Annotated in this window: 21 protein-coding genes, 2 tRNA genes and 1 pseudogene; 10 read left to right on the plus strand and 14 right to left on the minus strand. The window is 69.4% G+C overall.

Features of this window, described 5'->3' with window-relative positions:
* Window positions 1–8: 8 nt before the first annotated feature.
* A pseudogene (locus ACIBJH_RS18875) lies at window positions 9–602 on the plus strand (FAD-dependent oxidoreductase); the annotation flags it as partial.
* A 7-nt stretch (window positions 603–609) separates the two neighbouring features.
* Window positions 610–1,350: a phosphonatase-like hydrolase gene (locus tag ACIBJH_RS18880; protein ID WP_399117961.1), complete on the plus strand. Its 741-nt coding sequence runs from the start codon at window positions 610–612 to the stop codon at window positions 1,348–1,350.
* Here ACIBJH_RS18880 and ACIBJH_RS18885 read toward each other — a convergent pair.
* Complete coding sequence (locus ACIBJH_RS18885; RefSeq protein WP_399117962.1) at window positions 1,296–2,075, minus strand: HAD-IIA family hydrolase; 780 nt, start codon at window positions 2,073–2,075, stop codon at window positions 1,296–1,298. The two genes, ACIBJH_RS18880 and ACIBJH_RS18885, sit on opposite strands and share 55 nt — an antisense overlap.
* A 114-nt stretch (window positions 2,076–2,189) precedes the next feature.
* Here ACIBJH_RS18885 and ACIBJH_RS18890 point away from each other — a divergent pair, with 114 nt between their 5' ends.
* Both ACIBJH_RS18890 and ACIBJH_RS18895 read left to right on the plus strand, forming a co-directional pair.
* Window positions 2,190–2,735 carry a hypothetical protein gene (locus ACIBJH_RS18890; protein ID WP_399117963.1) on the plus strand — a complete coding sequence of 182 codons (546 nt, stop codon included), beginning with the start codon at window positions 2,190–2,192 and terminating at the stop codon, window positions 2,733–2,735.
* A 6-nt stretch (window positions 2,736–2,741) separates the two neighbouring features.
* On the plus strand, window positions 2,742–3,425 hold the full coding sequence (locus tag ACIBJH_RS18895; protein WP_399117964.1) for a class F sortase: 684 nt from the start codon (window positions 2,742–2,744) through the stop codon (window positions 3,423–3,425).
* A 264-nt stretch (window positions 3,426–3,689) separates the two neighbouring features.
* Here the strand turns inward: ACIBJH_RS18895 and ACIBJH_RS18900 are convergent, their stop codons facing one another.
* Window positions 3,690–4,439, minus strand: a complete 750-nt coding sequence (locus ACIBJH_RS18900) for an ANTAR domain-containing protein (RefSeq protein WP_399117965.1) — start codon at window positions 4,437–4,439, stop codon at window positions 3,690–3,692.
* Between the two features lie 154 nt (window positions 4,440–4,593).
* On the opposite strand from ACIBJH_RS18900, the gene ACIBJH_RS18905 reads away from it, so the two are divergent.
* Window positions 4,594–5,622, plus strand: a complete 1,029-nt coding sequence (locus tag ACIBJH_RS18905; protein ID WP_399117966.1) for a glycoside hydrolase family 6 protein — start codon at window positions 4,594–4,596, stop codon at window positions 5,620–5,622.
* A 57-nt stretch (window positions 5,623–5,679) separates the two neighbouring features.
* Here the strand turns inward: ACIBJH_RS18905 and ACIBJH_RS18910 are convergent, their stop codons facing one another.
* From ACIBJH_RS18910 to ACIBJH_RS18925, 4 genes are all read right to left on the minus strand, one after another.
* A complete protein-coding gene (locus ACIBJH_RS18910) occupies window positions 5,680–7,614 on the minus strand; it encodes a galactose oxidase-like domain-containing protein (RefSeq protein WP_399117967.1) in 1,935 nt (644 codons plus the stop codon).
* Window positions 7,611–9,515 carry a glycosyltransferase family 2 protein gene (locus ACIBJH_RS18915; RefSeq protein WP_399117968.1) on the minus strand — a complete coding sequence of 635 codons (1,905 nt, stop codon included), beginning with the start codon at window positions 9,513–9,515 and terminating at the stop codon, window positions 7,611–7,613. The genes ACIBJH_RS18910 and ACIBJH_RS18915 overlap by 4 nt, the downstream gene beginning before the upstream one ends.
* Before the next feature lie 315 nt (window positions 9,516–9,830).
* The gene (locus ACIBJH_RS18920; protein WP_399117969.1) at window positions 9,831–10,544 is read right to left on the minus strand and encodes a FadR/GntR family transcriptional regulator; all 714 of its coding nucleotides are present in this window, start codon (window positions 10,542–10,544) and stop codon (window positions 9,831–9,833) included.
* An 87-nt stretch (window positions 10,545–10,631) separates the two neighbouring features.
* Window positions 10,632–10,705: transfer RNA gene (locus ACIBJH_RS18925), tRNA-Lys, on the minus strand.
* 177 nt (window positions 10,706–10,882) lie between these two features.
* On the opposite strand from ACIBJH_RS18925, the gene ACIBJH_RS18930 reads away from it, so the two are divergent.
* The 5 genes from ACIBJH_RS18930 to ACIBJH_RS18950 all read left to right on the plus strand — a co-directional run bounded on the left by ACIBJH_RS18930 (window position 10,883) and on the right by ACIBJH_RS18950 (window position 16,397).
* Window positions 10,883–12,259, plus strand: a complete 1,377-nt coding sequence (locus tag ACIBJH_RS18930) for a peptidoglycan-binding protein (protein ID WP_399117970.1) — start codon at window positions 10,883–10,885, stop codon at window positions 12,257–12,259.
* Window positions 12,260–12,315: 56 nt separating this feature from the next.
* The gene (locus ACIBJH_RS18935; protein ID WP_399117971.1) at window positions 12,316–13,452 is read left to right on the plus strand and encodes an SPFH domain-containing protein; all 1,137 of its coding nucleotides are present in this window, start codon (window positions 12,316–12,318) and stop codon (window positions 13,450–13,452) included.
* A gap of 97 nt (window positions 13,453–13,549) precedes the next feature.
* Complete coding sequence (locus ACIBJH_RS18940) at window positions 13,550–14,155, plus strand: lytic polysaccharide monooxygenase (RefSeq protein WP_201049362.1); 606 nt, start codon at window positions 13,550–13,552, stop codon at window positions 14,153–14,155.
* Between the two features lie 76 nt (window positions 14,156–14,231).
* Window positions 14,232–14,699, plus strand: a complete 468-nt coding sequence (locus ACIBJH_RS18945) for a DUF3592 domain-containing protein (RefSeq protein WP_399117972.1) — start codon at window positions 14,232–14,234, stop codon at window positions 14,697–14,699.
* Between the two features lie 39 nt (window positions 14,700–14,738).
* Window positions 14,739–16,397 carry a long-chain-fatty-acid--CoA ligase gene (locus tag ACIBJH_RS18950; protein ID WP_399117973.1) on the plus strand — a complete coding sequence of 553 codons (1,659 nt, stop codon included), beginning with the start codon at window positions 14,739–14,741 and terminating at the stop codon, window positions 16,395–16,397.
* On the opposite strand, the gene ACIBJH_RS18955 is transcribed toward ACIBJH_RS18950, so the two are convergent.
* The 8 genes from ACIBJH_RS18955 to ACIBJH_RS18990 form a co-directional block, all read right to left on the minus strand.
* Window positions 16,363–16,436, minus strand: a tRNA-Lys gene (locus ACIBJH_RS18955). The two genes, ACIBJH_RS18950 and ACIBJH_RS18955, sit on opposite strands and share 35 nt — an antisense overlap.
* A gap of 98 nt (window positions 16,437–16,534) precedes the next feature.
* Complete coding sequence (locus ACIBJH_RS18960; protein ID WP_399117974.1) at window positions 16,535–17,293, minus strand: IclR family transcriptional regulator; 759 nt, start codon at window positions 17,291–17,293, stop codon at window positions 16,535–16,537.
* A 220-nt stretch (window positions 17,294–17,513) separates the two neighbouring features.
* Window positions 17,514–18,290 (minus strand): ectoine/hydroxyectoine ABC transporter ATP-binding protein EhuA, encoded by a 777-nt coding sequence (ehuA, locus tag ACIBJH_RS18965; protein ID WP_399117975.1) that lies wholly within the window; start codon window positions 18,288–18,290, stop codon window positions 17,514–17,516.
* 10 nt (window positions 18,291–18,300) lie between these two features.
* Window positions 18,301–18,951, minus strand: a complete 651-nt coding sequence (gene ehuD, locus ACIBJH_RS18970; RefSeq protein WP_399117976.1) for an ectoine/hydroxyectoine ABC transporter permease subunit EhuD — start codon at window positions 18,949–18,951, stop codon at window positions 18,301–18,303.
* Window positions 18,948–19,667, minus strand: a complete 720-nt coding sequence (gene ehuC, locus ACIBJH_RS18975) for an ectoine/hydroxyectoine ABC transporter permease subunit EhuC (RefSeq protein WP_019065827.1) — start codon at window positions 19,665–19,667, stop codon at window positions 18,948–18,950. Before ehuC ends, ehuD begins: the two co-directional genes overlap by 4 nt.
* Window positions 19,664–20,581, minus strand: coding sequence for an ectoine/hydroxyectoine ABC transporter substrate-binding protein EhuB (ehuB, locus tag ACIBJH_RS18980; protein ID WP_399117977.1), 918 nt, complete (start codon window positions 20,579–20,581; stop codon window positions 19,664–19,666). Before ehuB ends, ehuC begins: the two co-directional genes overlap by 4 nt.
* Before the next feature lie 29 nt (window positions 20,582–20,610).
* Window positions 20,611–21,993 carry an amidase gene (locus ACIBJH_RS18985; RefSeq protein WP_399117978.1) on the minus strand — a complete coding sequence of 461 codons (1,383 nt, stop codon included), beginning with the start codon at window positions 21,991–21,993 and terminating at the stop codon, window positions 20,611–20,613.
* A 22-nt stretch (window positions 21,994–22,015) separates the two neighbouring features.
* Window positions 22,016–22,978 carry a D-2-hydroxyacid dehydrogenase gene (locus ACIBJH_RS18990; RefSeq protein ID WP_399117979.1) on the minus strand — a complete coding sequence of 321 codons (963 nt, stop codon included), beginning with the start codon at window positions 22,976–22,978 and terminating at the stop codon, window positions 22,016–22,018.
* Window positions 22,979–23,041: the final 63 nt, after the last annotated feature.

The following is a 23,041-nucleotide window of genomic DNA, read 5'->3' on the forward strand; positions in this document are numbered from 1 at the left end:
GCGCCCCCGTGCGCGACGACCACGGCGACGTGCACCCCGCCGACGCGGTGATCCTGTGCACGGGCGCCTGGCTCGGCGGACTCGTCCGCTAACTCGCCGGACCCCAACTCCCCGTCCGCCGCGTCCGGTTGCAGATGATGCAGACCGACCCGCTCGGCGAACCCCTCCCCACCTCGGTCGCCGACGCGGACAGCTTCCGCTACTACCCCGCCTACCGCGGCCCCGCCCTCGACCAACTCAACGACAGGCAACCGCAGTTGCCCACCGCGGCCGCGCACGCCATGCAACTCCTCATGGTGCAGCGCGCGGACGGCGGACTGACCATCGGCGACACCCACGAGTACGAGCACCCCTTCGCCTTCGACACCGTCGAGGACCCCTACGACCACCTCGCCGAGGTCGTCGAGTCACTGCTGGGCCGCCCCCTCCCGAAGATCCGCCGCCGCTGGGCCGGCGTGTACGCCCAGTGCACCGACCCCGCCCGGGTCGTCCACCGCCAACAGGTGCGCGACGGCGTGTGGTTGGTCACCGGCCCCGGCGGACGCGGCATGCCCTGCTCCCCGGCGATCGCCGAGACCACCGCGAACGAACTGAATTGGTGAGCGACCGATGAACCAGCACATCCGCCTCGTCGTCCTGGACATGGCCGGCACCACCGTCGCCGACGACGGCCTCGTCGAGCAGGCCTTCACCGCCGCCGCCCGGCACCTGGGCGCGGAACCCGCCACGATGCTGGACCACGTCCGCGCCACCATGGGCGAGTCCAAGATCTCCGTCTTCCGCCACCTGTTCGGCGACGAAGCGAAGGCCCAACAGGCCAACAGGGCCTTCGAGTCGGCCTACGCCGACCTCGTCCACGACGGCCGGGTCACCTACCTCCCCGGCGCCCGCGAGACCATCGAGACCCTCAAGTCCCAAGGCCGCACAGTGGTGTTGACGACCGGCTTCGCCCGCCCCACCCAGGACGCGATCCTGGCCGCCCTCGGCTGGCAGGACCTCGCGCATCTCATCCTGTGCCCCGCCGACGCCGGGGGCCGGGGACGCCCGTACCCGGACATGGTCCTCACCGCGTTCCTGCGGACGGCCGCCGCGGACGCCGTAGGACAGATGGCGGTGGTCGGCGACACCTCGTACGACATGCTCAGCGGCGTCCGCGCCGGGGCGGGTGTGGTCGCCGGTGTGCTCACGGGGGCACACCGGCGGGACGCGCTGAGCGGCGCGGGCGCGACCCACGTCCTCGGCTCGGTCGCCGAACTGCCCGCGCTGCTCGCGGAGTTGACGCCTCAGCCTCAGCCTCAGACCAGGTCGACGATGTCCGCGATGGAGTCCACGACCCGCGTCGGGCGGTAGGGGTAACGGTCGAGGTCGGCCCTGGTCGTCAGACCGGTCAGCACCAGGAAGGTCGTCATCCCGGCCTCAAGACCGGCCAGCACATCGGTGTCCATCCGGTCGCCGATCATGGCGCTGGTCTCCGAGTGCGCGCCGATGGTGTTCAGCGCGCTGCGCATCATCAGGGGGTTCGGCTTGCCGACGAAGTAAGGCTCCTTGCCGGTGGCCTTGGTGATCAGCGCGGCCACCGAGCCGGTCGCGGGGAGCGCGCCCTCGGGGGAGGGGCCGGTGTTGTCGGGGTTGGTGGCGATGAACCGGGCCCCGTCGTTGATCAGCCGGATCGCCTTGGTCAGCGCCTCGAAGGAGTAGGTCCGGGTCTCGCCCAGGATCACGAAGTCGGGGTCCGAGTCGGTCAGCACATAACCGGCGTCGTGCAGCGCCGTCGTCAGGCCGGCCTCGCCGATGACGTAGGCGGTGCCGCCGGGGTGCTGGTTGTCCAGGAAGGCGGCGGTGGCCAGGGCCGAGGTCCAGATGTTCTCCACCGGCACTTCGAGCCCGATCCGGTTCAGCCGGGCGTGCAGGTCACGCGCGGTGTAGATCGAGTTGTTGGTGAGGACCAGGAACGGACGCCCGGTCTCCCGCAGCTTCTTGATGAACGCGTCGGCGCCCGGAACCGGGACGCCCTCGTGCATCAACACCCCGTCCATGTCGGTGAGCCACGATTCGATGGGCTTGCGCTCTGTCATGGTGACCATGCTATGCACTCCGGATGTCACCTCCCCCATACGGAGCAATCGGGCCCCGCCAGGGATGCGCGACCGGGTGACCAGGAGGAGTCTCCAGTTATCTGGAGGTTCACGATGGGCTCACTGAAGGTCACTCTCTGTGCGGGCGCGGCGGTCCTCGCGGCGCTCACCCCGACGGCGCACGCGGCGGACGGAGGCACGGTCTCGGTGACCCCCGCGTCCCCCGCCCCCGGCGCCGACGTGGCGCTCAAGATCAGCGGCTGCTCCGGTACGACGGGCTCGGCGGCGTCGGACGCGTTCGTCGCCGACGCGAAACTCGTCGGCACGGCCGGCACCCTCGCCGGCGAGACCCGGGTCCGCTCCTCGCTGGAACCGGGCAGCTACGACGTGAAGATCACCTGCGGCAGCGTGACGGTGAAGGGCGCGATCAAGGTCGTAGGAAATGAATCAGGATCCCCCTCCTCCCAGCCCCCCGCCTCACCCGTCGCCCCTGTCCACGCGGGCGGTGGCGGCACCGCGCATCTCGCCGCCGCGGACGCCCGCGCGGCCGGTCCCGGCACCGTGCACGCGGTGGTCGGGCTGCTGCTGGCCGGTGCCGCCGCGACGGCCGTGGCGCTGCGCAGCGTCCGCCGGAGTCGTAGGCCCAGCCGGACGGACTGACCGGCCATGTTCGATCACGACCGGCCCGCCGAGCACGAGCACTCCACCGGCACCGGACGGCTGCTGACCGGCGTGGCCTGGGCCGTGCTGCTGCTCGGGCTGTGGCTGTGGGGCCAGGACCTGACCGACATACGGCAGGGCATATCCGCGCCGACCACCGGCGACGTGGCCGCGGTCGGACGGCCACCCGAGGCCGAACTGCCGCCCGCCGCGAAGCCGTTGGGCAACGCGCTGCCGCAGCGCATCGACATCCCCGACCTCGCCGTACAGGCACCGGTCGTGAACCGCGGCCTCGACGCGCAGGGCGCGATCGACCCACCGCCGTTCGACCAGGCGGGCGTGGTCGGCTGGTACGAGAACGGAGTTCGGCCGGGGGCCGCCGGCACCGCGCTGATGGTCGGGCACGTCGACACCGAGACCCGGCCCGCCGTCTTCTACAAGCTCAGCACGCTGCGCCCGGGCCGCACCATCCGCGTCGTCCGCGACGACGGCAAGGTCGCCGACTTCACCGTCGACGACGTACGCGTGCTGACCCGCGCCCACTTCGACGCCCAACAGGCCTACGGCACAAGGCAGTCGGGCCGCGCCGAGCTGCGCCTCATCACCTGCGGCGGCACCTTCGACCGCGCCGACCGCAGCTACACGGCGAACGTCATCGTGTCCGCGTACCTCACCGGAACCGGTTCCTGAACCGCACCTGGCCCGGCCGACGACCCGCTCCCCCCGAAGCCGCCGACCGGGCTGGTCCTCGACCGCGCGTGCCCGGGCTGCGGGAGTAACCCGGCGAACTGCGCGGGAGGCATGGGAAAACACCGCGGTGGAGGGTATGAACCGGCCGGGGACCGGGGCCGTTGGAGTCGACTGTAGAACGAATGAGCGCCCGGGCCTAGAGGGCGAATGACGCCATGTCCCGACGCGGTAGCTCCCTGTCATATGCACAGGTGATTCAGGGTTCTACGGAGCCCTCAACTCGGCGTCGTCCACGCCCCGTTCGATCACCGACCGCGCGACCCGGTCCAGCGGCAGCCGACGCCGCCGCGCGTACCGGCGCAACTCGACGAACGCCTCGTCGGTGCCGACCTGCCAGCGCTCCGCGAGCATCCCCTTGGCCTGCTCGATCCGCACCCGGCTCGACAGCGCCTCCTGCAACTGCCCGGCCAGAGACCGGTATTGGGCGTGCGCGCGTTGGTTCTGCAGCCCCAGCCCAGCCGCGTCGGCCAGGGCCTGCGCCACCACCAACTCCCAACGGCCGCCGTCCGGGCCGCCGTTGGGCAGCGTCGCCACGAACACATTGAGCGCGCCGAGCAGCGTGTCCCGCCGCCGCACCGGCACCGCGAAGGTCGCCACGATCCCGTGCCGCAGCGCCCGCTCGGTGAACTCCGGCCACCGGGCGGCGGCATGGGCCACCCCGATCGACACCGGAGCCACGGCACGCCCGGAGCCGTAACTCTCCAGACAGGGCCCGCCACCGTGCTGGGCCGCCAGCAGATCGAGCGCCACCGCCTCCCGATGACTGCTCCCGGCCAGCGACACCGCCTCCCCGCCGTCGATCAGCATCACCCCGGCCGTCCACGCGGACAGCAACTCCACGCAGTGGTCGGACAGTCGGCGCAGATAGTCACCGGTCTCGAAGGTCTCGGTCAGCGTGTCGGCCGCCTCCACCAGCGCCGCGGCGAGCCGCCCCTCCCCGTTCATCCGGTGCATGCCGGCCACCTTCCCCCTGTGCCCTAGGGCCGGGCGCCTACCCAACGCAGCCGTGCTGTAACAACCGGCCGACAACATCCCGGGCGTTCTCGTGGGCGGCACGCCACGTATGTCACGATTGAGCCTTGGATCGGTACAGCCAAGGGGGAGTTGGATGTACGGCAGCCAGGGGACCCCGGTCCCCTTCGGCACACGGGCGTCGGCGCTGGTCCTGGGGGCGGCACTGCTCCTCGCGGGCTGTTCCTCGGGGGGCGGGGACAAGAAACCAGACGCGGGAGCGAAGATCACCCAACAGCCCGGCGGCGCCGACCCGATCTGGGTCAACCCCGACACCAACGCGGCCCGGCAGCTCGCCGCCTACACCAAGGCGGGCAAGACCGGCGACGCCGCACAGATCCGGAAGATCGCCGAACAGCCGACCGGGGAGTGGATCGGCCCGGAGAACCCGAAGGCGGAGGCGCAGGGCTTCACCGAGGCCGCCGACAAGGCCGGCCGCACCGCGCTCCTCGTTCTCTACAACATCCCGCACCGCGACTGCGGCCAGTACTCCCAGGGCGGCGCGGGCGACGGCGACGCCTACCGCGCCTGGATCGACGCGGTGGCCCAGGGCATCGCCGACCGCTCCGCCACGGTCATCCTCGAACCCGACGCCCTGCTCCACCTCGTGGACGGCTGCACACCCGCCCAGTTCCAGGACGAGCGCTACGACCTCCTGAACTACGCCATCACCAAACTCAAGTCCCTCAAGCACACAAAGGTCTACCTCGACGCCGGAAACGCAGGCTGGGGCCACCCCGACGAGATCTACCAGCCCCTCCAACGAGCGGGCATCACCAAGGCCGACGGCTTCGCGGTGAACGTCTCCAACTTCTACTCCACGGAAGACTCCATCGCGTACGGCAAACAACTCTCGGCCAAGGTGGACGCCAAACACTTCGTCATCGACACCAGCCGAAACGGCAACGGACCGTATACGGCAGGAGACGAGGACGAGAACTGGTGCAACCCCCCGGGCAGGTCCCTCGGCGAAACCCCGACCACGAAGACGGCCGACCCGTTGGTGGACGCGTACCTCTGGATCAAACGCCCGGGTGAGTCGGACGGCGAGTGCAAGGGCGGCCCCAAGGCAGGCGAATGGTGGCCGACCTACGCCCTGAAACTGGCGCAAGCCTCAACCCCCTAAGGGGCGCGGGGAACTGCGCGCCCAGCCCCCACGCACCCGCACCCAACCGACAACCTTCTACGGCACCTTGACCCACACTGCCTTACTGGGCGTCCCCAGATCGTCATCCACAAACAGCATGTACCACCCCGACTGCACCAGATTCTTGTCCTTGGGCACAGTCACCGTGATCTTGTTCCCGGCCGTCTTGAAGTCCAGCGCAATGGACCGCTGATCCACATCCGTCACATGCGTGGACGCACTCGGCCGAATCAACCGCACCTTCTTGATCGAAGAAGCATGCTGCGAGGTGAACGTCCCCGACGCGCCCCGCGCAATGCTCTCCGGCCCCCCGGAAACATCCGGCCGTGAATCCCGGTACAGATACGGCGGCGTATAGATCTCGATCCGCTGCTCGAAAACCCCCGGCTTCGTGTTCGCCTTGTCCGCGTACAACGAGTTGGACCCGAAGAACATCACCCGCCCGTCCGGCAGCAGGATCGACCCGGAGTGGTAGTTCCGCCCCACCAGTGGATCGGCGACCTTCTCGAACGTGTTCGTGTCGGGGTGGTACAGCCGAGCCTGAAGGATGTTGGAGTCGCTCCGCCCCCGATAGTCCTCCGACCCGCCCGACACCAGCACGGTGTCGTCCGGCAGGATCGACGTCTGCGCGTACCGCGTGCCCTTCTCCAGCGAGGGCCCGTCCACGAACTTCGGATCGGCGTCCTTCAGATCGACCAGCCGCGTCTTGTTGGTCGACAGCTTCGACTCACCGACACCGCCGCCCCCGATCACCATGTACTTCTCGTCCTGCGCGGGAGCGAGCAGCACGGTCGCCGAGGTCTCCATCATGTTCGGATCGCTCAGCCCGGGAATCTTCGTGAACTGATTCGTGCCGACATCCCAAATGCCGGGATCGCGCCCCACGTTGTCCGGCCCGTACCCCGCGTTGGACCCCGAGTAGAACAGCTTCCCGTTCTCCATCAGGAACAGCGCCGGATACGTCGGGAACTGCCGCTTCGTCTTCGTGTACGTCCACGTCTTCGTCGCCGGATCGAAGATCTCGTTCTTCCCCGGCACCAACTGCCCGATGTCGTCGAGCCCGGAGACACTGAGCACCTTGCCGTCCGACAGCGTCGTCAGGGTCGGATACCAGCGTGCCTCGTTCATCGGATCGACCTTGATGTACTTCTCGGCGACCGGATCGAACTCGTACGCGTTCTTGATTCCCTCGAAGTCCCGCTTGTCGAGCCCGAACTTGTTCCCGATGCCGTACGTGTTGCGTTCGTCGGCGCCGGTCAGCCCCTGGATGCGGTAGTTGTCCTGGGTGCCGGTCTCGTACTGCGTGCCCTCCTTGGGTGCCTCGACGACGACCCGGGCGTAACCGGGGTTGTTCCGCAGGAACTTGCCGGTCTTCTTGTCGAACACCTTGATCGCGCGCGGGACGATGACGGAGTCCGTGGAGCGGAAGGACTTGCCGTTCGCCTTGCCGGTGAACCTGGTCCCCTGGGGCAGGGTCATCGGCTTGTCGGGGTTCTCGTTGTAGAGAATCATCACGCCCCCGGCCTTTTTCACATCCCCCTTCAGCTTCTCGTACTTCTGGGTGCCGCCCGCGATCAGCAGGTTGCCGTTGGCGAGTTGGGTGTGCCCGGTGCAGAACAGGTCGGCCGGAGTGGGCACTTTCTTGATGGTGCCCTTGACCGGATCCCAGATCCGGGTGTCGAACTTCTTCGCGTTGAAGTTGTCCTGGTTGTTGCCCGACCCGGCGATGAGCAGCACCTTGCCGGTGCGCAACAGCGCCGCGTGAATGGTGTCCTGCCGGTACTTCTTCGGGAACTGGATGATGTCCCAGTGCCCGTTGTCGGCTTTGTACTCGGGCTTGTTGATGACGTACTGGTGGTATCTCTCGGTGCCGAATCTGTACAGCCAGGGCCCGTTCATCCCGGCCAGGGCGATGACGACCACCGTGCTGATCGCGAGTCGACGGGCACGGCGCCGGCCGGCTTCCTTCATTCCTTACGTCCCCCTGTCGCACCGAGCGCGATCTGCAGGGTCTGCTCGCTGTTGCCCGCCGCCGCCCAACTGGGCTTCTGCTGAGGGACGGTGGGGGTGGGGGCGACGGGAGGCTGCTTCTTCTCCTGGCGCAGCATGTACCGCCAGGCCAGGATCGGCGACGCGGTGATCAGCAGGGCGAACGTGGCCCAGGTGATCATCGCGGGGTGGGAGTGCCCGTTCTCGAACCCGGCCATCAGCGAGCCGCCGAAGATCAGGATGAAGAACCAGTGCACCCGGAACGTCCCGAACAGCGTGTCGGGGCTGGCCGAGTCACCCTTGGGCGTCACGACGAACTTGCTCTTCCTCCGAAGTACGGCGTCGAAGAGCGAGCGGGCGTAGATCGGCGCCGACAGCGCGGACATCACCATGCCGGCGACCCCGCCCGACCCCTCCGGTTCGTGCGGGGAGACGTTGTGCCGCCGGTTCCAGATGTACAGGCCGATCTGCAGCGCGGACGCGTTGCCGTAGAGCATCAGCCACATCGTCGGGTCGATGTTCACACCCGAGGCGCCCAGGCCCAGGAACAGCGCGCAACTCAGCGCCGCCAGTATCCAGTTGAGGGCCGACATCGGGTAGAAGATGATCATCATGGTGTAGTTGAAGAGCTTGCCCGGAGGCATCGAGAAGAAGCCCTTCCAGTACTGCTTCAGGATCGTCTCGTACGTGCCTCGCGACCACCGCAGCTGCTGCGTGAAGAAGTCCGTCCAGGCACTGGGCCCTTCACCGACCGCGAGGACGTCCGGCGTGTAGACCGACTTCCACTTCTTCCCGGTCGCCGGATTCTTGGCCCGATGCATTTCGAATCCCGTTGCCATGTCCTCGGTGATCGAGTCGTACAGCCCGCCGATCTGCTGAAGTGCCTTGATCCGTACGGCGTTCGACGTGCCGACGAACATCGGCGAGCCGTAGCGGTTGCCGGCCCGCTGGATCAGGGCGTGGAAGAGGAACTGCTGCGACTCGGCGGCCTTGGTGACCGGGGTGTCGTAATTGCCGTACACCTGGGGGCCGATGACGAAGCCGACGTCCGGGTCGCGGAAGAAGCCGAGCATCCGCTCCAGGTAGTTGGGCAGCGGGACGTGGTCGGTGTCGACGGAGGCGAAGTAGTCGTACTCGTCGCCGTGCGCCTCCAGCCAGGCGTTGTAGTTGCCGTGCTTGGTCTTCGCGCGGTTGGGTCCCTTGGGCCGGTTCCACTTCTCGACTCCCTTGCGGGAGAAGTGATGCACGCCGAGCCGCCCGCACACCGCCTTGACCTCGGGGTCGTCGCCCTCGTCGAGCAGCCACACGTGCAGCAGCCCCCGGTGGCGCAGCCGTACGGCCGCCTCCAAGGTCTTGGTGACCATCTCCAGGGGCTCCTTGCCGGGCACGAACGTCGTGATGAACGCGACTCTCGTGCCGGTCTGAGGCACCACCGGGATCGGGTCGCGGGCGACCAGCGTGGCGTGCGCGTTGGACAGCACGTTCATGCAGCGGAAGAACTCGATCAGACCGATCGCGACCAGCATCACGATGTCCAGCGCGGGCAGGAAGTCGTAGGCGGGATAGTCGCGTTGGGTCCAGTGCTTGGGCTGCAGCAGCCAGCCCAGCAGGACCAGGGACAGCAACGGCGCCGCGCCCAGCATGAGCGCGGCGCGGACGCGGTGCGTCTCCTGCGACAGCAGCGACCGGTACTGGACCTTGTACGGCCGGTCCGGGGCGGGCTGGGTGAGGGGTCCCGCAAGGCGGCTGTAGTGCTCGTAGTCGTATCTCGGAAGCGTCTTCCTGATCCGGCGGAAGCTGCCGGTCCGGTGTCCCGGGACTCTGAGTTCGGTGGTTTGTGACGGGTCGAAGCCCTGCCGGGCGCCCGTCGGCGTCGACGTCATGAGTCATCCCCCCACACGCGAGAACGCGCGTGTCTGTTTGTCGCGGCCGCCCGTCAGGGTCCCCCTCGACCCGCGACGGGCGTGTCAGTGGTGGCCACAGTCACCACACAGTCCACTCACAAAGACATGCGACTGCGACCGTCCGGTTGCGCGATGCCCCCTCCGACATCTGTTCCCCGGCGGGGCCCCTCCTCCCCGCGAAACCGCGCAACCGGTTCCTTACCCCCTCAACTGCCGTGTACCGACAGCATCTTCAAAACCAGGGTTCTACGGTGTTCATCTTGATCGCAAGACACGAAACGCGGTGTTTACCGGTCATACGCGTTCATTGGGGTGCGTGTGGGGATCGGGTGGAGTCGTTGTGGACAGCCTTGTGCGCACGTTGTCGAAGTGCTCCCTTATGGCTTGCTCGGCGCGCTTCGCGTCCCCGGACCGGACCGCGTCGAGGATCTCCCGGTGCTGGCGGCAGGTGACCTCGGGGTCCTGCGGGCCGGCTGCGAGATCGGCGCGGACGCGGTGGAAGGCGTCCCAGAAGGCCTCCAGGACCTCGCTCAGCAGCGCGTTGTCCAGCCCCCGGTAGAGAGTGGCGTGAAAGGCGCGGTCGGTGGCCGCGAGGCCGACCCCCTCGGCCGCCTCCCGCTCCATCCGCCCTACCAGCGCGTCGAGTTCGACGAGATCCCGCTCCGGCAGCCGCCCCGCGAGCCGGGCGACGAGCCCCGACTCGACCGCCTCCCGCAGTTCGAGCAGCTGGAGCAGGCTGTCCTCGCCCCGGTAGTGCCCGACGACGGTACGGAACGCGAGACCCTCGACCATCGGCGCGAGCGACATCGGGCCGACGTACGTCCCGAACCCGTGCCGGATCTCGACGATCCCCATCGCCTGGAGGGCCTTGAGCGCCTCGCGCACCGAGTTCCGGCTCGCGCCGAGGAACACCATCAGCTCGGGCTCGGTCGGCAGCGGCGCCCCCGAGGGCAGCCGACGGTCGAGGATGAGCTTCTTGATCCGCTCCTGAAGGTCACGGGCTGCCATGGCGAGAGGGTATCCGGCCAAACGGGGTGAGGCCCGTGTTCCGCCCATGCAAAAGGCCCCCCGCAGTGCGGAGGGCCTCGCTGTCTGTGCGCCGCCAGGGACTCGAACCCCGGACCCGCTGATTAAGAGTCAGCTGCTCTAACCAACTGAGCTAGCGGCGCCTGCTGACCTGCACAACTCTACCGGACGCCCGGGGGTGCTCCCGACCACCCCCTCAGCCCCTCGGCGGGCCCTTGTACATCATTCGGACCGTCAACATGCGAGTCCGGAAGACAGTTGAGAAACTGGCGGACGTGCACGAGCGCGGAATTTTCCACCTGGAGTGTGAGGGGCATCGCATGGAGACTCCGGTATTCGAGGAATTCGATCCCGCGAGCGATTGTGATTGCCCGGAATGCGTTCACCGGCGGCGCGCCCTGCCGCATTCCCCGACCGTCCGAACCGGCGGCCGGCCCACCGCCCAACGAGTCCTGGTGGTGGCCGCCGCCGCGTCCGCGACCCTAGCCGCCGGGCACGCCGTACCGGCCCTCGCCGCCCCCCACACCTCGCCCCGCTCCGGCGTCCCCGCAGGTGACACGGGTGACGAGCCCGCCACCCCGCAGGGCACCAAGGCCCCGCTGCACGGCCCGAGCGGAAAACCGGCGAAGCCGGCCGGTGTCCTCAAGGCGCCCGCGACCACCCGCGCGGAGATCATCAACCGGGCCAAGACCTGGATCACGGCCGAGGTGCCGTACAGCATGAACGAATACTGGTCCGACGGTTACCGGCAGGACTGCTCGGGGTTCGTCTCGATGGCCTGGGGGCTGCCGGGGAACGAATGGACCGGCAGCCTCGACCAGTACGGGACGCGTATTTCCAAGGAGGAACTGCAGCCCGGCGACATTCTGCTGTTCCACAATCCGGAGAATCCCGAGAAGGGCTCCCACGTCGTCATCTTCGGCGGCTGGACCGACTACACGCACACCTACTACATCGCCCTGGAGGAGACCCCCTCGCACGCCCGGCGCCAGTCCACGCCGTACGCGTACTGGAGCCACTCCGCCAACTACGTCCCCTACCGCTACAAGGGCCTGACGATGAGCGCGGCGGAGGTCAACCCGAAGCCCGCGGCGCCTTCGAAGCCCGCGGTGCCCCCGGTGACCCCGGCCGGTGCGGTCACGCCGAAGACGGCGTACCCGGGAGCGGCGTTTTTCGGTCCCGGCGCCAACAACAAGTACGTCACCCAGCTCGGCACGATGCTCGTCGCCCGGGGTGCCGGCGCCTACTACACCGCGGGTCCCGGCCCGGTCTGGTCGGACGCGGACCTGCTGGCCACCCACGCGTTCCAGAAGGCCCAGGGCTGGACCGGCGCGGACGCGGACGGCCTGCCGGGACCGCTGACCTGGGAACTGCTGATCACCGGCAAGGGCAGGAACATCGGCGGCGCGGTCGTCGGAGCGGCGGGCCCGCCCGCTGCCCCGGCCGCCTCGCACGGCGTCCCCGGCTACCCCGGCCGGGGCATGTTCCGCCCGGGCGCGACCAACAAGTACGTCACCGAACTCGGAAAGCAGCTGGTCAAGAAGGGCTTCGGCAGGTACTACACGACGGGCCCGGGACCGCGCTGGGGCGAACCGGACCGGCGCAACGTCGAGGCCTTCCAACGCGCCCAGGGCTGGCGCGGCGGCGCGGCGGACGGCTACCCGGGGCCGGAGACCTGGCGCCGCCTTTTCTCGTAAGTCCAAAAGACCCAAGAACTGTCATGGCGTATCTGGCGCGGAGGCTGGAGGCACGCATGAGTACGACGACCACTTCACAGACGCCCGAGAACGAGGAACCCGTGGGACCGCCCGAGGGGCAGACCCGACCCGCGCGGCTCATCCAGAACGAGTCGACCACCGAGATCCCCGTCCACCTGCTGTTCCGCGACGACCCCGACCCGGTGTCGCTGCCGCTCAGACCCGCCGTCGTAGGGCGCAGGCAGGGCACCGGCGAACAGCCGCGCTTCCGCCGTCCCCTCCCGGCCAAGCCGCGCCCGGCCCCGGAGGTCGACCCCGAACTGGTGGAGCGGCCTGCCCGGGTGCTGCCCGGCACGGCGGGTGTGCTCGCCGGTTCCTGCGGGCTCGCCGGCTGTCTCGCCGCCTCGTGGTGGGCGGGCGTCCTGCCCCCGCTCGCGGCCGACGCGCTACGGCTGCCGGTCCACGCCGGTGCCGGGCTCGGTCCCGCGCAGTGGGCCGCGTACGCCGGTGCGGGCGCGCTCGGGCTGTTCGGCTTCGGCGGTCTGGCCCGGGGCCGTACCGGAGGGGCCTGGGTGCTCGGCCTGTTCGGGCGGTACCGGGGGACCGTCCGGCGCACCGGGCTGATGTGGGTCAACCCGCTGCTGCTGCGCCGCCGGGTCGACGTACGGCTGCGGCACTGGCGCAGCGAGCCGATGCCGGCCGCCGACGCGAACGGGGTCGCGCTGCGGGTCGCCGTACTTGTGGTGTGGCGGGTGCGGGACACCGCGCGGGCCACGCTCGGGGTCGAGGACCACGAGACATATCTGCGCGAGTGCGTGGAGGCGGCACTGACCCGGGTGCCGGTGGAGCCGCCGGGCGGTGGCGCGAAGGGCGCGGCCGAGCCGGCCGTCGACGCGCTGACCCGGCTGGTCGCGGCGGACGCGGGGCCGGTCGGGATCGAGGTGTTCTCGGTGCAGCCGCTGCGCGTCGAGTACGCCCCGGAGGTGGCCGCGGCGATGACCCGGCGCCGTATCGCCACGCTGGACGCGCAGCAGCGGGCGACGATGCTCACCTCGGTGGTCGACTCGGTGGAGGACACCGTCACCCGGCTGACCATGCGCGGCCTGGTGGAGCTGGACGACTACGAACGCAAGGCGCTGGTCAAGGACTTGACGGTCGCCTTCTGTTCGGGACGCGGGGAAGCCGCGCCGTGAGTGGTATGGACACGGTCAAGTAAGGGCAATAATCTGGGACTTGGTCTAGACCTGCACGGCTCACGGAACTCCCCACACGTTCTCCAGGAGCGGCAGCATGCGCAAAAAGACCAAGTGGTACGCGGGCGTGCTCGGGCTCACCACGGCCGGGGCCATCGTGCTCTCGTCCGGGGCCGCGAGCAGCCACGGCTACACCGACCTCCCCATCAGCAGGCAGAAGCTCTGTGCCAACGGCACGGTGACGAACTGCGGTGACATCCAGTACGAGCCGCAGAGCGTCGAAGGCCCCAAGGGCTTCCCGGCCGCCGGTCCCGCCGACGGCCAGATCTGCAACGGCGGCATCAGCCGCTTCGCCCAACTCAGCGCGCCGAAGGCCCCGTCCGGCGCCGCCTGGCCGACGACAAAGGTGACGGGTGGTCAGTCGTACACCTTCCGCTGGCAGTTCACGGCCATGCACGCCACCACGGACTTCAAGTACTACGTCACCAAGGCGGGTTGGAACCAGAACCACAACCTGGCCCGCTCGGACCTCAACACCACGCCGTTCCTCACCGTCCCCTACAACGGCCAGCGCCCGCCGGCCACCCTCTCGCACAGCGGCACCCTCCCGTCCGGCCTGACCGGCCACCACGTGATCGTGGCGGTGTGGACGATCGCGGACACGGCAAACGCGTTCTACGCCTGCTCGGACGTCACTTTCTGAGCATTGCTTGAGACAGTCCGGTGTTCCCCGGGGGTAGGTTCCCTCCATCAAGCGGTACCTGACCTCGGGGGACACCATGGAAGCGCTGTTCTACGTCGTGCCTCTGCTCATGATCGCCTTCGCGTTGGCCGGCATGGTCGCCGTGGTCCGCCGTTCGCGGCGGGTCAGCAGCGCCTGGAACAGCGGGCTCACGGCCGAGGGCCGCTGTCTGCGGACGTACACGACGACCAGCGGCGGTGCCGGGGACACCATGGTGTCGACCTCGCTGCACCACGTCTACGAGTTCACGACCCGCGACGGCCGGACCGTCCGCTTCGAGGAGGCGAACGGGCCGGGGACCGTCCTGGAGGGCGACATCGTCACCGTCCACTACGCGGCCGACCACCCGGAGCGGGCCACGGCCCACGCTCCGGCCCGGGGGAAGCTCGCGGCGGAGATGGGCTGCGTGCTGGTGTTCCTCGGTGTGTTCATCGCCTTCTGCATCGGATTCATCGTGGTGACCCACGAGATGGCCAGGGCGGCGGACTTCTTCATGGGTTCATAGACTCCACATCTGACGGTACGTCAACTACCGTGCGCCCTCATGGAGTCCAGGAGGCGTACCGTCGCGGAACTCGTACAGGCACGGTGGGACGACCACCGCCCGGGACTGTGGTGCGAGGAGCGGGTGCTCACCCACCACGAGATGGCGGCCGGCGCCGCGGCCAGGGCGGCGCTCCTCACCGACCTCCTGCCACCCGGCACCGCACCCCATGTCGGAGTGCTGCTCGACAACACCCCCGAATATCCCCTGTGGTTGAGCGCGGCGGCCCTCGCGGGCGCGGCCGTCGCCGGCATCAACCCCACCCGCCGCGGCCCCGAACTGGCCCGCGACATCCTGCACACGGAATGCCGGATCCTGGTCACCGGGCGCGCACACCTTCCGTTGATCGGGAATCTCCAACTCCCCGATGTACAGCTTCTGGTGACGGACACTCAGGCCTACGACGACCTCCTCGCGCCGTACGCGAACACCAAACCGGACGCCTTCTCCCGGGCCACCCCCGACGACCGCGTCCTGCTCTACTTCACCTCCGGTTCCACCGGCGCCCCGAAGGCCGCGATCTGCACCCAGGGCCGCCTGGCCGCCGCCGGAGCCTCGTTGGTCGACAGCTTCGGGGTCCGCCCGGACGACGTGCACTACATCTGCATGCCGATGTTCCACGGCAACGCGGTGATCGCCGACTGGGCACCGGCACTGGCGGCCGGGGCGGGCGTGGCACTGCGCCGCCGCTTCTCGGCGTCCCGGTTCCTGGACGACGTACGGGCGTACGGGGCCACGTACTTCACCTATGTCGGCCGCGCGGTGCAGTACATCCTGGCCACGGAAGAACGCCCCGACGACCGGGACAACCCGCTGCGGATGGGCTTCGGCACCGAGGCCGGTGCGGTGGACGCGGCGGCGTTCGAGCGGCGGTTCGGGGTGCGGCTGGTGGAGGGGTACGGGTCCTCGGAGGGCGGGGCGGCGGTGCAGTGGTCGCCGGGAACACCGTCCGGGGCGGTCGGACGGGCGGCGCCCGGGCTCGCCGTACTCGATCCGCAGACGCGGGCGGAGTGCCCGCCCGCGGTCTTCGACGCGGCCGGGCGGCTGCTCAACGGGGAGGAGGCGATAGGGGAGTTGGTGAACCGCGCGCCCAACCCCTTCGAGGGCTACTGGCGCAACCCGGAGGCCGACGCGGAACGGCGCCGGGAGGGCTGGTACTGGACCGGCGACCTCTTCTACCGGGACACCGACGGCTACCTCTACTTCGCCGGCCGCACCGACGACCGCCTCCGCGTCGACAGCGAGAACCTGGCCGCCGCGATGATCGAGAACATCCTCGCCCGCTACGAGGGCGCCGACGCCGTGGCGGTGTACGCGGTACCGGACCCGGTGACCGGCGACCAGGTCATGGCCACGGTCGCCGGTCACTTCGACCCCCTCGCCTTCGCCGAATTCCTGCTCGCCCAGCCGGACTTGGGGACAAAGATGGCACCCCGCTTCGTACGGGTGGTACGGCGGATGCCGGTCACGGCGACCAACAAGATCCACCGCGCGGGGCTGCGGCGGGAGGGGATCCGGTGCGCCGATCCGGTGTGGTGGCGGCCACCGGGGGAGGGGGCCTATCGACGGCTGACTCCGGAGGATGCCGAAGGGCCCCTCGTCGGAACGAGAGGCCCTTCACCTGTGCGCCGCCAGGGACTCGAACCCCGGACCCGCTGATTAAGAGTCAGCTGCTCTAACCAACTGAGCTAGCGGCGCATGACTCACGCCTTCCGCTGGATCTGAGTCTCGCGGAGGGCGACGAGAAAATACTACCTGGTCCGGAGGGGTGCTCCGGACCAGGTCCGGGTCAGCTGCTAGATCGCGAGGGACAGCAGGACCGGACCCGCTTCGCGGTTCAGGGTGTCCGCCGCCTGGCGGAGGCGGTGGGCGTGTTCGACCGGGAGGGACAGGGCCAGGCAGCCCACCGAGGAGCCGGCCGTGATCGGGACGGCCGCGCAGACCGTGCCCACCGCGTACTCCTGGAGGTCGAGGTGGGGGACGGTCGGCGGCTGGGTCTCCAGGCGGGAGAGGAGCAGCTTGTCGCTGGTGATGGTGCGCGAGGTGAGGCGGGCCATCTTGTGGCGGGAGAGATGGTCGCGGCGGCCGTTGTGGTCGAGCTGGCCCAGGAGGCTCTTGCCGAGTGCGGTGGCGTGCGCGGAGAAGCGGAAGTCGACCCACTCGTTGACCGCCGGGGTGGTGGGTCCGGCCGCGTACTGGGTGATCGTGATCTCGCCGTCGACGTACCGGCTGACGTAGACCGCCGCGCCCAGGGAGTCGCGCAGCCGGTCCAGGGTTCGCTGGATCTGCGCGCGCACCGCATGGTCGCGGCCGGCCGCGGAGCCGAGCCGGCCCAGGGCCTCGCCGGTGACGTACGCGCCGTCGGTGAGCTGCTCGACGTAGCCCTCGCGGCGCAGGGTCCGCAGCAGTATGGTCAGGCGCTCGACGCCGAGGCCGGTGCGGCGGGCCAGTTCGGTGTCGGTGACGCCGGTGGTGTGTCCCGCGACGGTCTCCAGGATGCGCAGTGCGTCCTGTACCGAGTGGTAGGGAGCGGTCGGCTCGTGCATCAGCGCCACGGTGTTTCTCCCTGCGCTCGCTTTTTGGGCCGTGATACCGGACAGCGAATCCTCTCCACGATAGCTGTCAAACGGCCGATGTGGAGCGGCTGTTGGCGAGATTGTGGCCCTGCTCATGCCCTCCCAACTGGGACGCGGGACCATTGGCATATGCCTACGACATGCCACGTGGCGTAGACCTTGGGTGTTCGGTTGTTCACTTGGCGTAGTTGAACAAACGTCAAAGAATCGCGCCGAGAAATTCCCGGGTCCGCCGGTGTTCCGGATCGCCGAAGATCCGCTCCGGCGGGCCCGATTCGATGACCTTGCCCGCGTCGAACATCAGGACCTGGTCCGAGATGTCCCGGGCGAAATTCATCTCGTGGGTCACACAGAGCATGGTGATGTCCGTGGTGCGGGCGATGTCCCGGAGCACGTCGAGCACGCCCGCGACCAGCTCCGGGTCCAGCGCGGAGGTCACCTCGTCGAGCAGCAGCACCTGCGGGCGCATCGCCAGCGCCCGCGCGATCGCGACGCGCTGCTGCTGGCCGCCGGACAGCCGGGTCGGGCGGGCGCCGGCCTTGTCGGCGAGGCCGACCAGGTCCAGCAGCTCCAGTGCGCGCGCTTCCGCTTCGTCCTTGGGCATGCCCAGCACGGTGACCGGTGCCTCGGTGATGTTGCGCAGAACGGTCATGTTCGGGAACAGATTGAACTGCTGGAAGACCATCCCGATCTTCTTGCGGATCTCGCGGACCCGCTTCTCGGGCGCGGGGAAGAGCTGTTCCCCGTCGACGGTGATCGTCCCCTCGTCCGGCTTCGTCAGGGTCATCAGCAGCCGCAGGATCGTCGTCTTGCCCGATCCGGAGGGCCCGATGAGCGTGACGTGCTTGCCGGACTCGACGGAGAAGTCGAGGTCGTCGAGGACGGTGTTGGACCCGAAGCGCTTGGTGACGTGGTCGAGGCGGATCAGCTCGCTGCCGTCGACCGGCGGGTTGGCGTGGGCGTCGGGATCGTTCATGAGGGGCGTGTCAGCGGACAAGGCGTCGCTCCAGGGCTCGGATCAGCAGGGAGGCGGGATAGGAGATGAGGACGAAGGCCACCCCGATCACGGTGATGGGCTCGGTGAACTGGAAGTGCTGCTGGGAGAAGAGCCGGGCCTGTCCCAGCAGTTCCAGCACGGTGATCGCCATCAGGATCGGGGTGTCCTTGAGCATCGCGATCACGTAGTTGCCCAGCGCCGGGACCACGCGGCGGATCGCCTGCGGCAGGATCACGGCCGTCCAGGTCCGCCGCACCGGCAGGTTCAACGCGGTCGCGGCCTCCCACTGGCCGACGGGCACCGCCTCGATGCCGGCGCGGTAGACCTGCATCGTGTACGTCGAGTAGTGCAGTCCGATCGCGAGGACACCGGTGGTCAGCGCGGAGAAGGTCAGCCCCCACTCCGGCAGCACGTAGAAGAGGAAGAACAGCTGCACCAGGAGCGGGGTGTCCCGCACGAACTCGGTGACGATCCCAACGGGCCAGCGCACCCAGCGAGTTGGCGCCCGCATCAGCAGCGCCCACACCAGCCCGAGCCCGAACGAGATCAGCGACCCGAGGAGCAGGGCCTGAAGACTGACGGCCAGACCGTCCCAGAAGTACGGCATGAAGTCGCGTACGGCGTTCCAGTCCCAGTTCATGCGACCCGGCCTCCGACCCCTGTGGTCTGGGCGCGCTTCAGTTCACGCGCGGTCTTCTCGTTGCCGGGCGCCTTGCCGATCCCGGCCTTCAGCCGCTTCTCCAGGCCGCGCATCAGCCGGGTGAGCGTGAAGGCGATCACGAAGTAGATCAGCAGGATGTACGTGTAGATCTCCGCGCTCTGCTGCAGCGCGAGCCGCACCAGGTTGGCGCTGAAGGTGAGATCGCCCATGCCCATGACGGACACCAGGGCGGTGCCCTTGAGCAGTTCGATCAGCAGGTTGCAGAAGGGCGGGATCATCTCCGGCACCGCCTGCGGCAGCAGGATCAGCCGCATCCGCTGCCAGGGCGTGAAGCTCAGCGCGACCCCGCCCTCCTGCTGCGCCGGGTCGACCGCGCCGAGCGCGCCGCGCACGATCTCCGAGCCGTACGCGCCGTAGGTCAGCCCGAGTGCGAGGGTGCCCGCCCACAGCGGGACGAGCTGCCAGCCGAAGGCGACCGGCAGGACGAAGAACACCCAGAAGATCATGACGAGGGCGGAGGTGCCGCGGAACACCTCGGTGTAGAAACCGGCGAGGAAGCGGACGATCCACAGCCGGTGGGTGCGGGCGACGCCGACGACGAACGACACGGCCGTCGCCAACAGCGCGCTGAGGACGAGGAGTTGGACCGTGGTCCAGATCCCCTTGAGGACGAGTTCCCAGAGTCCTGAGGTCATGCGCCGCAGAGCTCCTTCGCGGTGAGGTCCGTCATCTCGGCCCTGGTGAACCCGAAGGGCCGCAGGATGCGGAACAGCTCCCCGCTCTTCTTGAGCCTGTGCAGCTCGACGTTGAAGGCGTCGCGCAGTTTCGTCTCGGTCGGCCGGAACGCGAACGCGCCCCCGTCGATCCGCGGTTTCCCGTCGACGAGCGGTGCGAAGGGCCGCGTCGACTCCGCCTTCGCCGACTTCTCCACGACCGCGCGGGTGGTGAGCGCCGTACCGGCGAAGACGTCGACTCGCCCCGCTTCTACGGCGTTCAGCCCGGCGACCTGGTCCGGCACGATCAGGATGTCGCCCTGCTTGTACCCGGCGTCGACGGCGTGCTGGATCTGCGCGTACCCGGTGCCGGTGGCGAACCTCGCCTTCTTCGCGACGACGTCCTTGTAGTCGTACAGCCCCTTCGGATTGCCCTTGCGGACGACGAAGGAGTCGAGCACCTGGTAGTCCGGGTCGGCGAAGATGACCTGCTCACAGCGTTCCGGGGTCACATACATCCCGGCGGCCACGACGTCGAACTGCTGCGAGTTCAGCCCCGGGATGAGCGAGCCGAACTCGGTGGGCACGGGCTGCACCCTGCCGACGCCGAGCCGCTTGAAGATTGCTTTCGCCAACTGCGGTGCCTCACCGGTCAGTCGGCCGTCCTTGTCGATGTACCCGAACGGGATCTCACCCGCTATGCCCAGCCGTACGACGCCCTGCGCCTTCAGCCGGTCGAGCAGATCGCCGCCGTTGCCGGTCGACGCGGTGGCCACGCGGCTGCAGCCGGCCGCGCCCAGCGCGCCGGCCGCCGCCACCCCGGCGAGCAGTGCCCGACGGGTGTGGCCCGGCGGGTGACCGGGTGTGTGTCTGTCGTTCCCATGTGGTGGAGCCATGGGCGCGCGGCTACCCGATCGCAAACGGGTTATGCGCCCCGGATTCCGAACAGCGCGTGCGCCGCCCGCAGCACCAGGTCGTCCCGGTGCCGGGCCGCCACGATCTGCATCCCGATCGGCAGCCCGTCCCCGTCGCTGCCCACGGGGACGGTGGCGGCGGGCTGCTGGGTCATGTTGAAGGGGTATGTGAACGGGGTCCAGCCGGTCCAGCGGCGGTGCCCGGAGCCCTTCGGGACCTCGACTCCCGCCTCGAACGCGGTGATGGGGAGGGTGGGCGTGACGAGGAGGTCGTAGCGCTCGTGGAACAGGCCCATGCGGCGGCCGAGTTCCGCGCGGACGTCCACTGCCGCCAGGTGGTCCAGCGCGGAGATGCCCGCCCCTGCGGCGCAGATCTCCCGCAGTCCGGGGTCGAGCAACTTCCGTTGCCGCGGGGCGAGTTTCTGGGTCCCGCGGGCCGCCCCGCTGAACCACAGGGTGTGGAAGGCGTCGACCGGGTCCGTGAGGTCGGGGTCGGTCTCCTCGACGTACGCGCCGAGTGCGGCCAGCCGCTCCACGCCCCGCCGTACCGCCGCCGCGACCGCCGGACGCACCGCGACCTGGCCGCCGAGGGAGGGGGAGTACGCGATCCGCAGGCGCTGTATGCCGTGCGCGAGCGCCTCCGTGAAGGATCCCGGCGGGCGGTCCAGGCACGACCAGTCGCGGGCGTCCGGGACGCCGATCACGTCCAGCAGCAGCGCCGCGTCCGCCGCGTCCCTGGTCATCGGGCCGACGTGCGACAGCGTGCCGAACGCGCTCGCCGGATACAGCGGCACCCTGCCGTACGTCGGCTTCAGTCCGAAGATCCCGCAGAAGGACGCGGGGATACGGACGCTGCCGCCGCCGTCCGTGCCCAGTGACAGCGGGCCCGCGCCGAGGGCAACGGCCGCCGCGCTGCCGCCACTTGAACCGCCGGCCGTGCGGGAGGGGTCGTGCGGGTTGCGGGTGACGCCCGACAGCGGGGAGTCCGTCACTCCCTTCCAGCCGAATTCCGGCGTCGTCGTCTTCCCGATGAACACGGCGCCGTGTTCGCGGAGCCGGGCCACCGAGGGCGCGTCCTCGTCCCAACTGCCCTGCTCCGCAACGGTCCTGGAGCCGCGCAGGGTCGGGGCGCCGCGCTGCAGCAGGATGTCCTTCACCGTGACCGGCACCCCGTCCACCAGCCCGGACGGCTCGCCGCGCCGCCAGCGCTCCGCCGACTCGGCCGCCCGCGCCAACGCGCCCTCCGCGTCCAGTCGTACGAACGCGTTCACGGCGGGCTGGATCTCCTCGGCCCGCTCCAGGGTCGCGCGGGTCGCCTCCACGGGGCTGAACTCCCCTCTGCGGTAGCCGTCCAGGAGTTCCACGGCGGTCAGCTCGGTGAGTTCGGTCGTCATCCGGCCCTCCAGAGTGGGGAGTTCAGTGACCCGGTACGTACCCGCGCTTCTTGTCGACCACGTTCCGCAGCGGCTTGCCGGCCGCCCAGCGCTCGTACAACTCCACGAACTGCGCGCCGAGTTCGTCCAGTCGGCCGACGGTGTCGCCGCTCATGTGGGGGGAGACGATCAGCCCCGGAACCTGCCACAACGGGCTGTCGGAGGTGAGGGGTTCGGTCTCGAAGACGTCCAGTGCGGCGCCCGCGATCCAGTGCTTGGTGAGCGCCTCCGCGAGCGCGTCCTCCACGACGAGCTGTCCGCGTCCCACGTTGATGAAACGGGCCGAGGGCTGCATACAGCCGAACCGGCGGGCGTCGAACATGCCCCGCGTCTCGTCGGTGAGCGGGGCCGCCGAGATCACCCAGTCGGCGCGGGCCATCAGGCGGTCGAGTTCGCCGGGGCCGTGGATCCCGGTGCGCGGGGTGCGGCCCACGAGTGCGGTCGTCACGCCAAGTGCCTTGAGAACGCGGACGATCGCCCGCCCGATCGGCCCGGAGCCCACCACGCAGGCCCGGGTCCCGGCCACCCGCTGTGCCTCGCGGTGCCGCCAGGTCCGCGCGCGCTGGAGGTCCAGTGTCCTCGGCAGGTCCTTGGCCATCGCGAGGACGAGGGCGGCGACGTACTCGGCGATCGGATCGTCGAAGATCCCGCGTGCGTTCGTCACCACCGTGTCGGAGTCGGCGAGTTCGGGGCACATCAGATGGTCCACGCCCGCGCTGGCGGTGTGCACCCAGCCCGGTCTCGGGCCCTCACCCGGCCAGGCAGAGCGCACCGCCCGGGAGGTGAAGTCCCACACCAACAGGACGTCGGCGGACGGCAGTTGCTCCGCGAGTGTCGACGCGTCGGCGTGCTGCACCCGCACGCGGCCGGTGAGCTTTCCGAGGCGGGGGAGCGGGTCGGCGTCCAGGACGAGAAGGGTGGGCAGGGCGGCGGGAGTTGCGGTCATGCGGAGCCGTTTCTCGCGGAGGACAACCGGGGCGCGGCTGTCTGACATGCGCGGATCGCCCAC

Origin of the sequence: Streptomyces sp. NPDC050548 (genome assembly GCF_044457385.1) — a bacterium.
GTDB lineage: Bacteria > Actinomycetota > Actinomycetes > Streptomycetales > Streptomycetaceae > Streptomyces.

Bases quoted from the DNA above. Each gene is read 5' to 3' on its own strand.
- ACIBJH_RS18880 (WP_399117961.1), top strand. From the start codon at position 610: ATGAACCAGCACATCCGCCTCGTCGTCCTGGACATGGCCGGCACCACC.
- ACIBJH_RS18885 (WP_399117962.1), bottom strand. From the start codon at position 2,075: ATGACAGAGCGCAAGCCCATCGAATCGTGGCTCACCGACATGGACGGG.
- ACIBJH_RS18890 (WP_399117963.1), top strand. From the start codon at position 2,190: ATGGGCTCACTGAAGGTCACTCTCTGTGCGGGCGCGGCGGTCCTCGCG.
- ACIBJH_RS18895 (WP_399117964.1), top strand. From the start codon at position 2,742: ATGTTCGATCACGACCGGCCCGCCGAGCACGAGCACTCCACCGGCACC.
- ACIBJH_RS18900 (WP_399117965.1), bottom strand. From the start codon at position 4,439: ATGCACCGGATGAACGGGGAGGGGCGGCTCGCCGCGGCGCTGGTGGAG.
- ACIBJH_RS18905 (WP_399117966.1), top strand. From the start codon at position 4,594: ATGTACGGCAGCCAGGGGACCCCGGTCCCCTTCGGCACACGGGCGTCG.
- ACIBJH_RS18910 (WP_399117967.1), bottom strand. From the start codon at position 7,614: ATGAAGGAAGCCGGCCGGCGCCGTGCCCGTCGACTCGCGATCAGCACG.
- ACIBJH_RS18915 (WP_399117968.1), bottom strand. From the start codon at position 9,515: ATGACGTCGACGCCGACGGGCGCCCGGCAGGGCTTCGACCCGTCACAA.
- ACIBJH_RS18920 (WP_399117969.1), bottom strand. From the start codon at position 10,544: ATGGCAGCCCGTGACCTTCAGGAGCGGATCAAGAAGCTCATCCTCGAC.
- ACIBJH_RS18930 (WP_399117970.1), top strand. From the start codon at position 10,883: ATGGAGACTCCGGTATTCGAGGAATTCGATCCCGCGAGCGATTGTGAT.
- ACIBJH_RS18935 (WP_399117971.1), top strand. From the start codon at position 12,316: ATGAGTACGACGACCACTTCACAGACGCCCGAGAACGAGGAACCCGTG.
- ACIBJH_RS18940 (WP_201049362.1), top strand. From the start codon at position 13,550: ATGCGCAAAAAGACCAAGTGGTACGCGGGCGTGCTCGGGCTCACCACG.
- ACIBJH_RS18945 (WP_399117972.1), top strand. From the start codon at position 14,232: ATGGAAGCGCTGTTCTACGTCGTGCCTCTGCTCATGATCGCCTTCGCG.
- ACIBJH_RS18950 (WP_399117973.1), top strand. From the start codon at position 14,739: ATGGAGTCCAGGAGGCGTACCGTCGCGGAACTCGTACAGGCACGGTGG.
- ehuA (WP_399117975.1), bottom strand. From the start codon at position 18,290: ATGAACGATCCCGACGCCCACGCCAACCCGCCGGTCGACGGCAGCGAG.
- ehuD (WP_399117976.1), bottom strand. From the start codon at position 18,951: ATGAACTGGGACTGGAACGCCGTACGCGACTTCATGCCGTACTTCTGG.
- ehuC (WP_019065827.1), bottom strand. From the start codon at position 19,667: ATGACCTCAGGACTCTGGGAACTCGTCCTCAAGGGGATCTGGACCACG.
- ehuB (WP_399117977.1), bottom strand. From the start codon at position 20,581: ATGGCTCCACCACATGGGAACGACAGACACACACCCGGTCACCCGCCG.
- ACIBJH_RS18985 (WP_399117978.1), bottom strand. From the start codon at position 21,993: ATGACGACCGAACTCACCGAGCTGACCGCCGTGGAACTCCTGGACGGC.
- ACIBJH_RS18990 (WP_399117979.1), bottom strand. From the start codon at position 22,978: ATGACCGCAACTCCCGCCGCCCTGCCCACCCTTCTCGTCCTGGACGCC.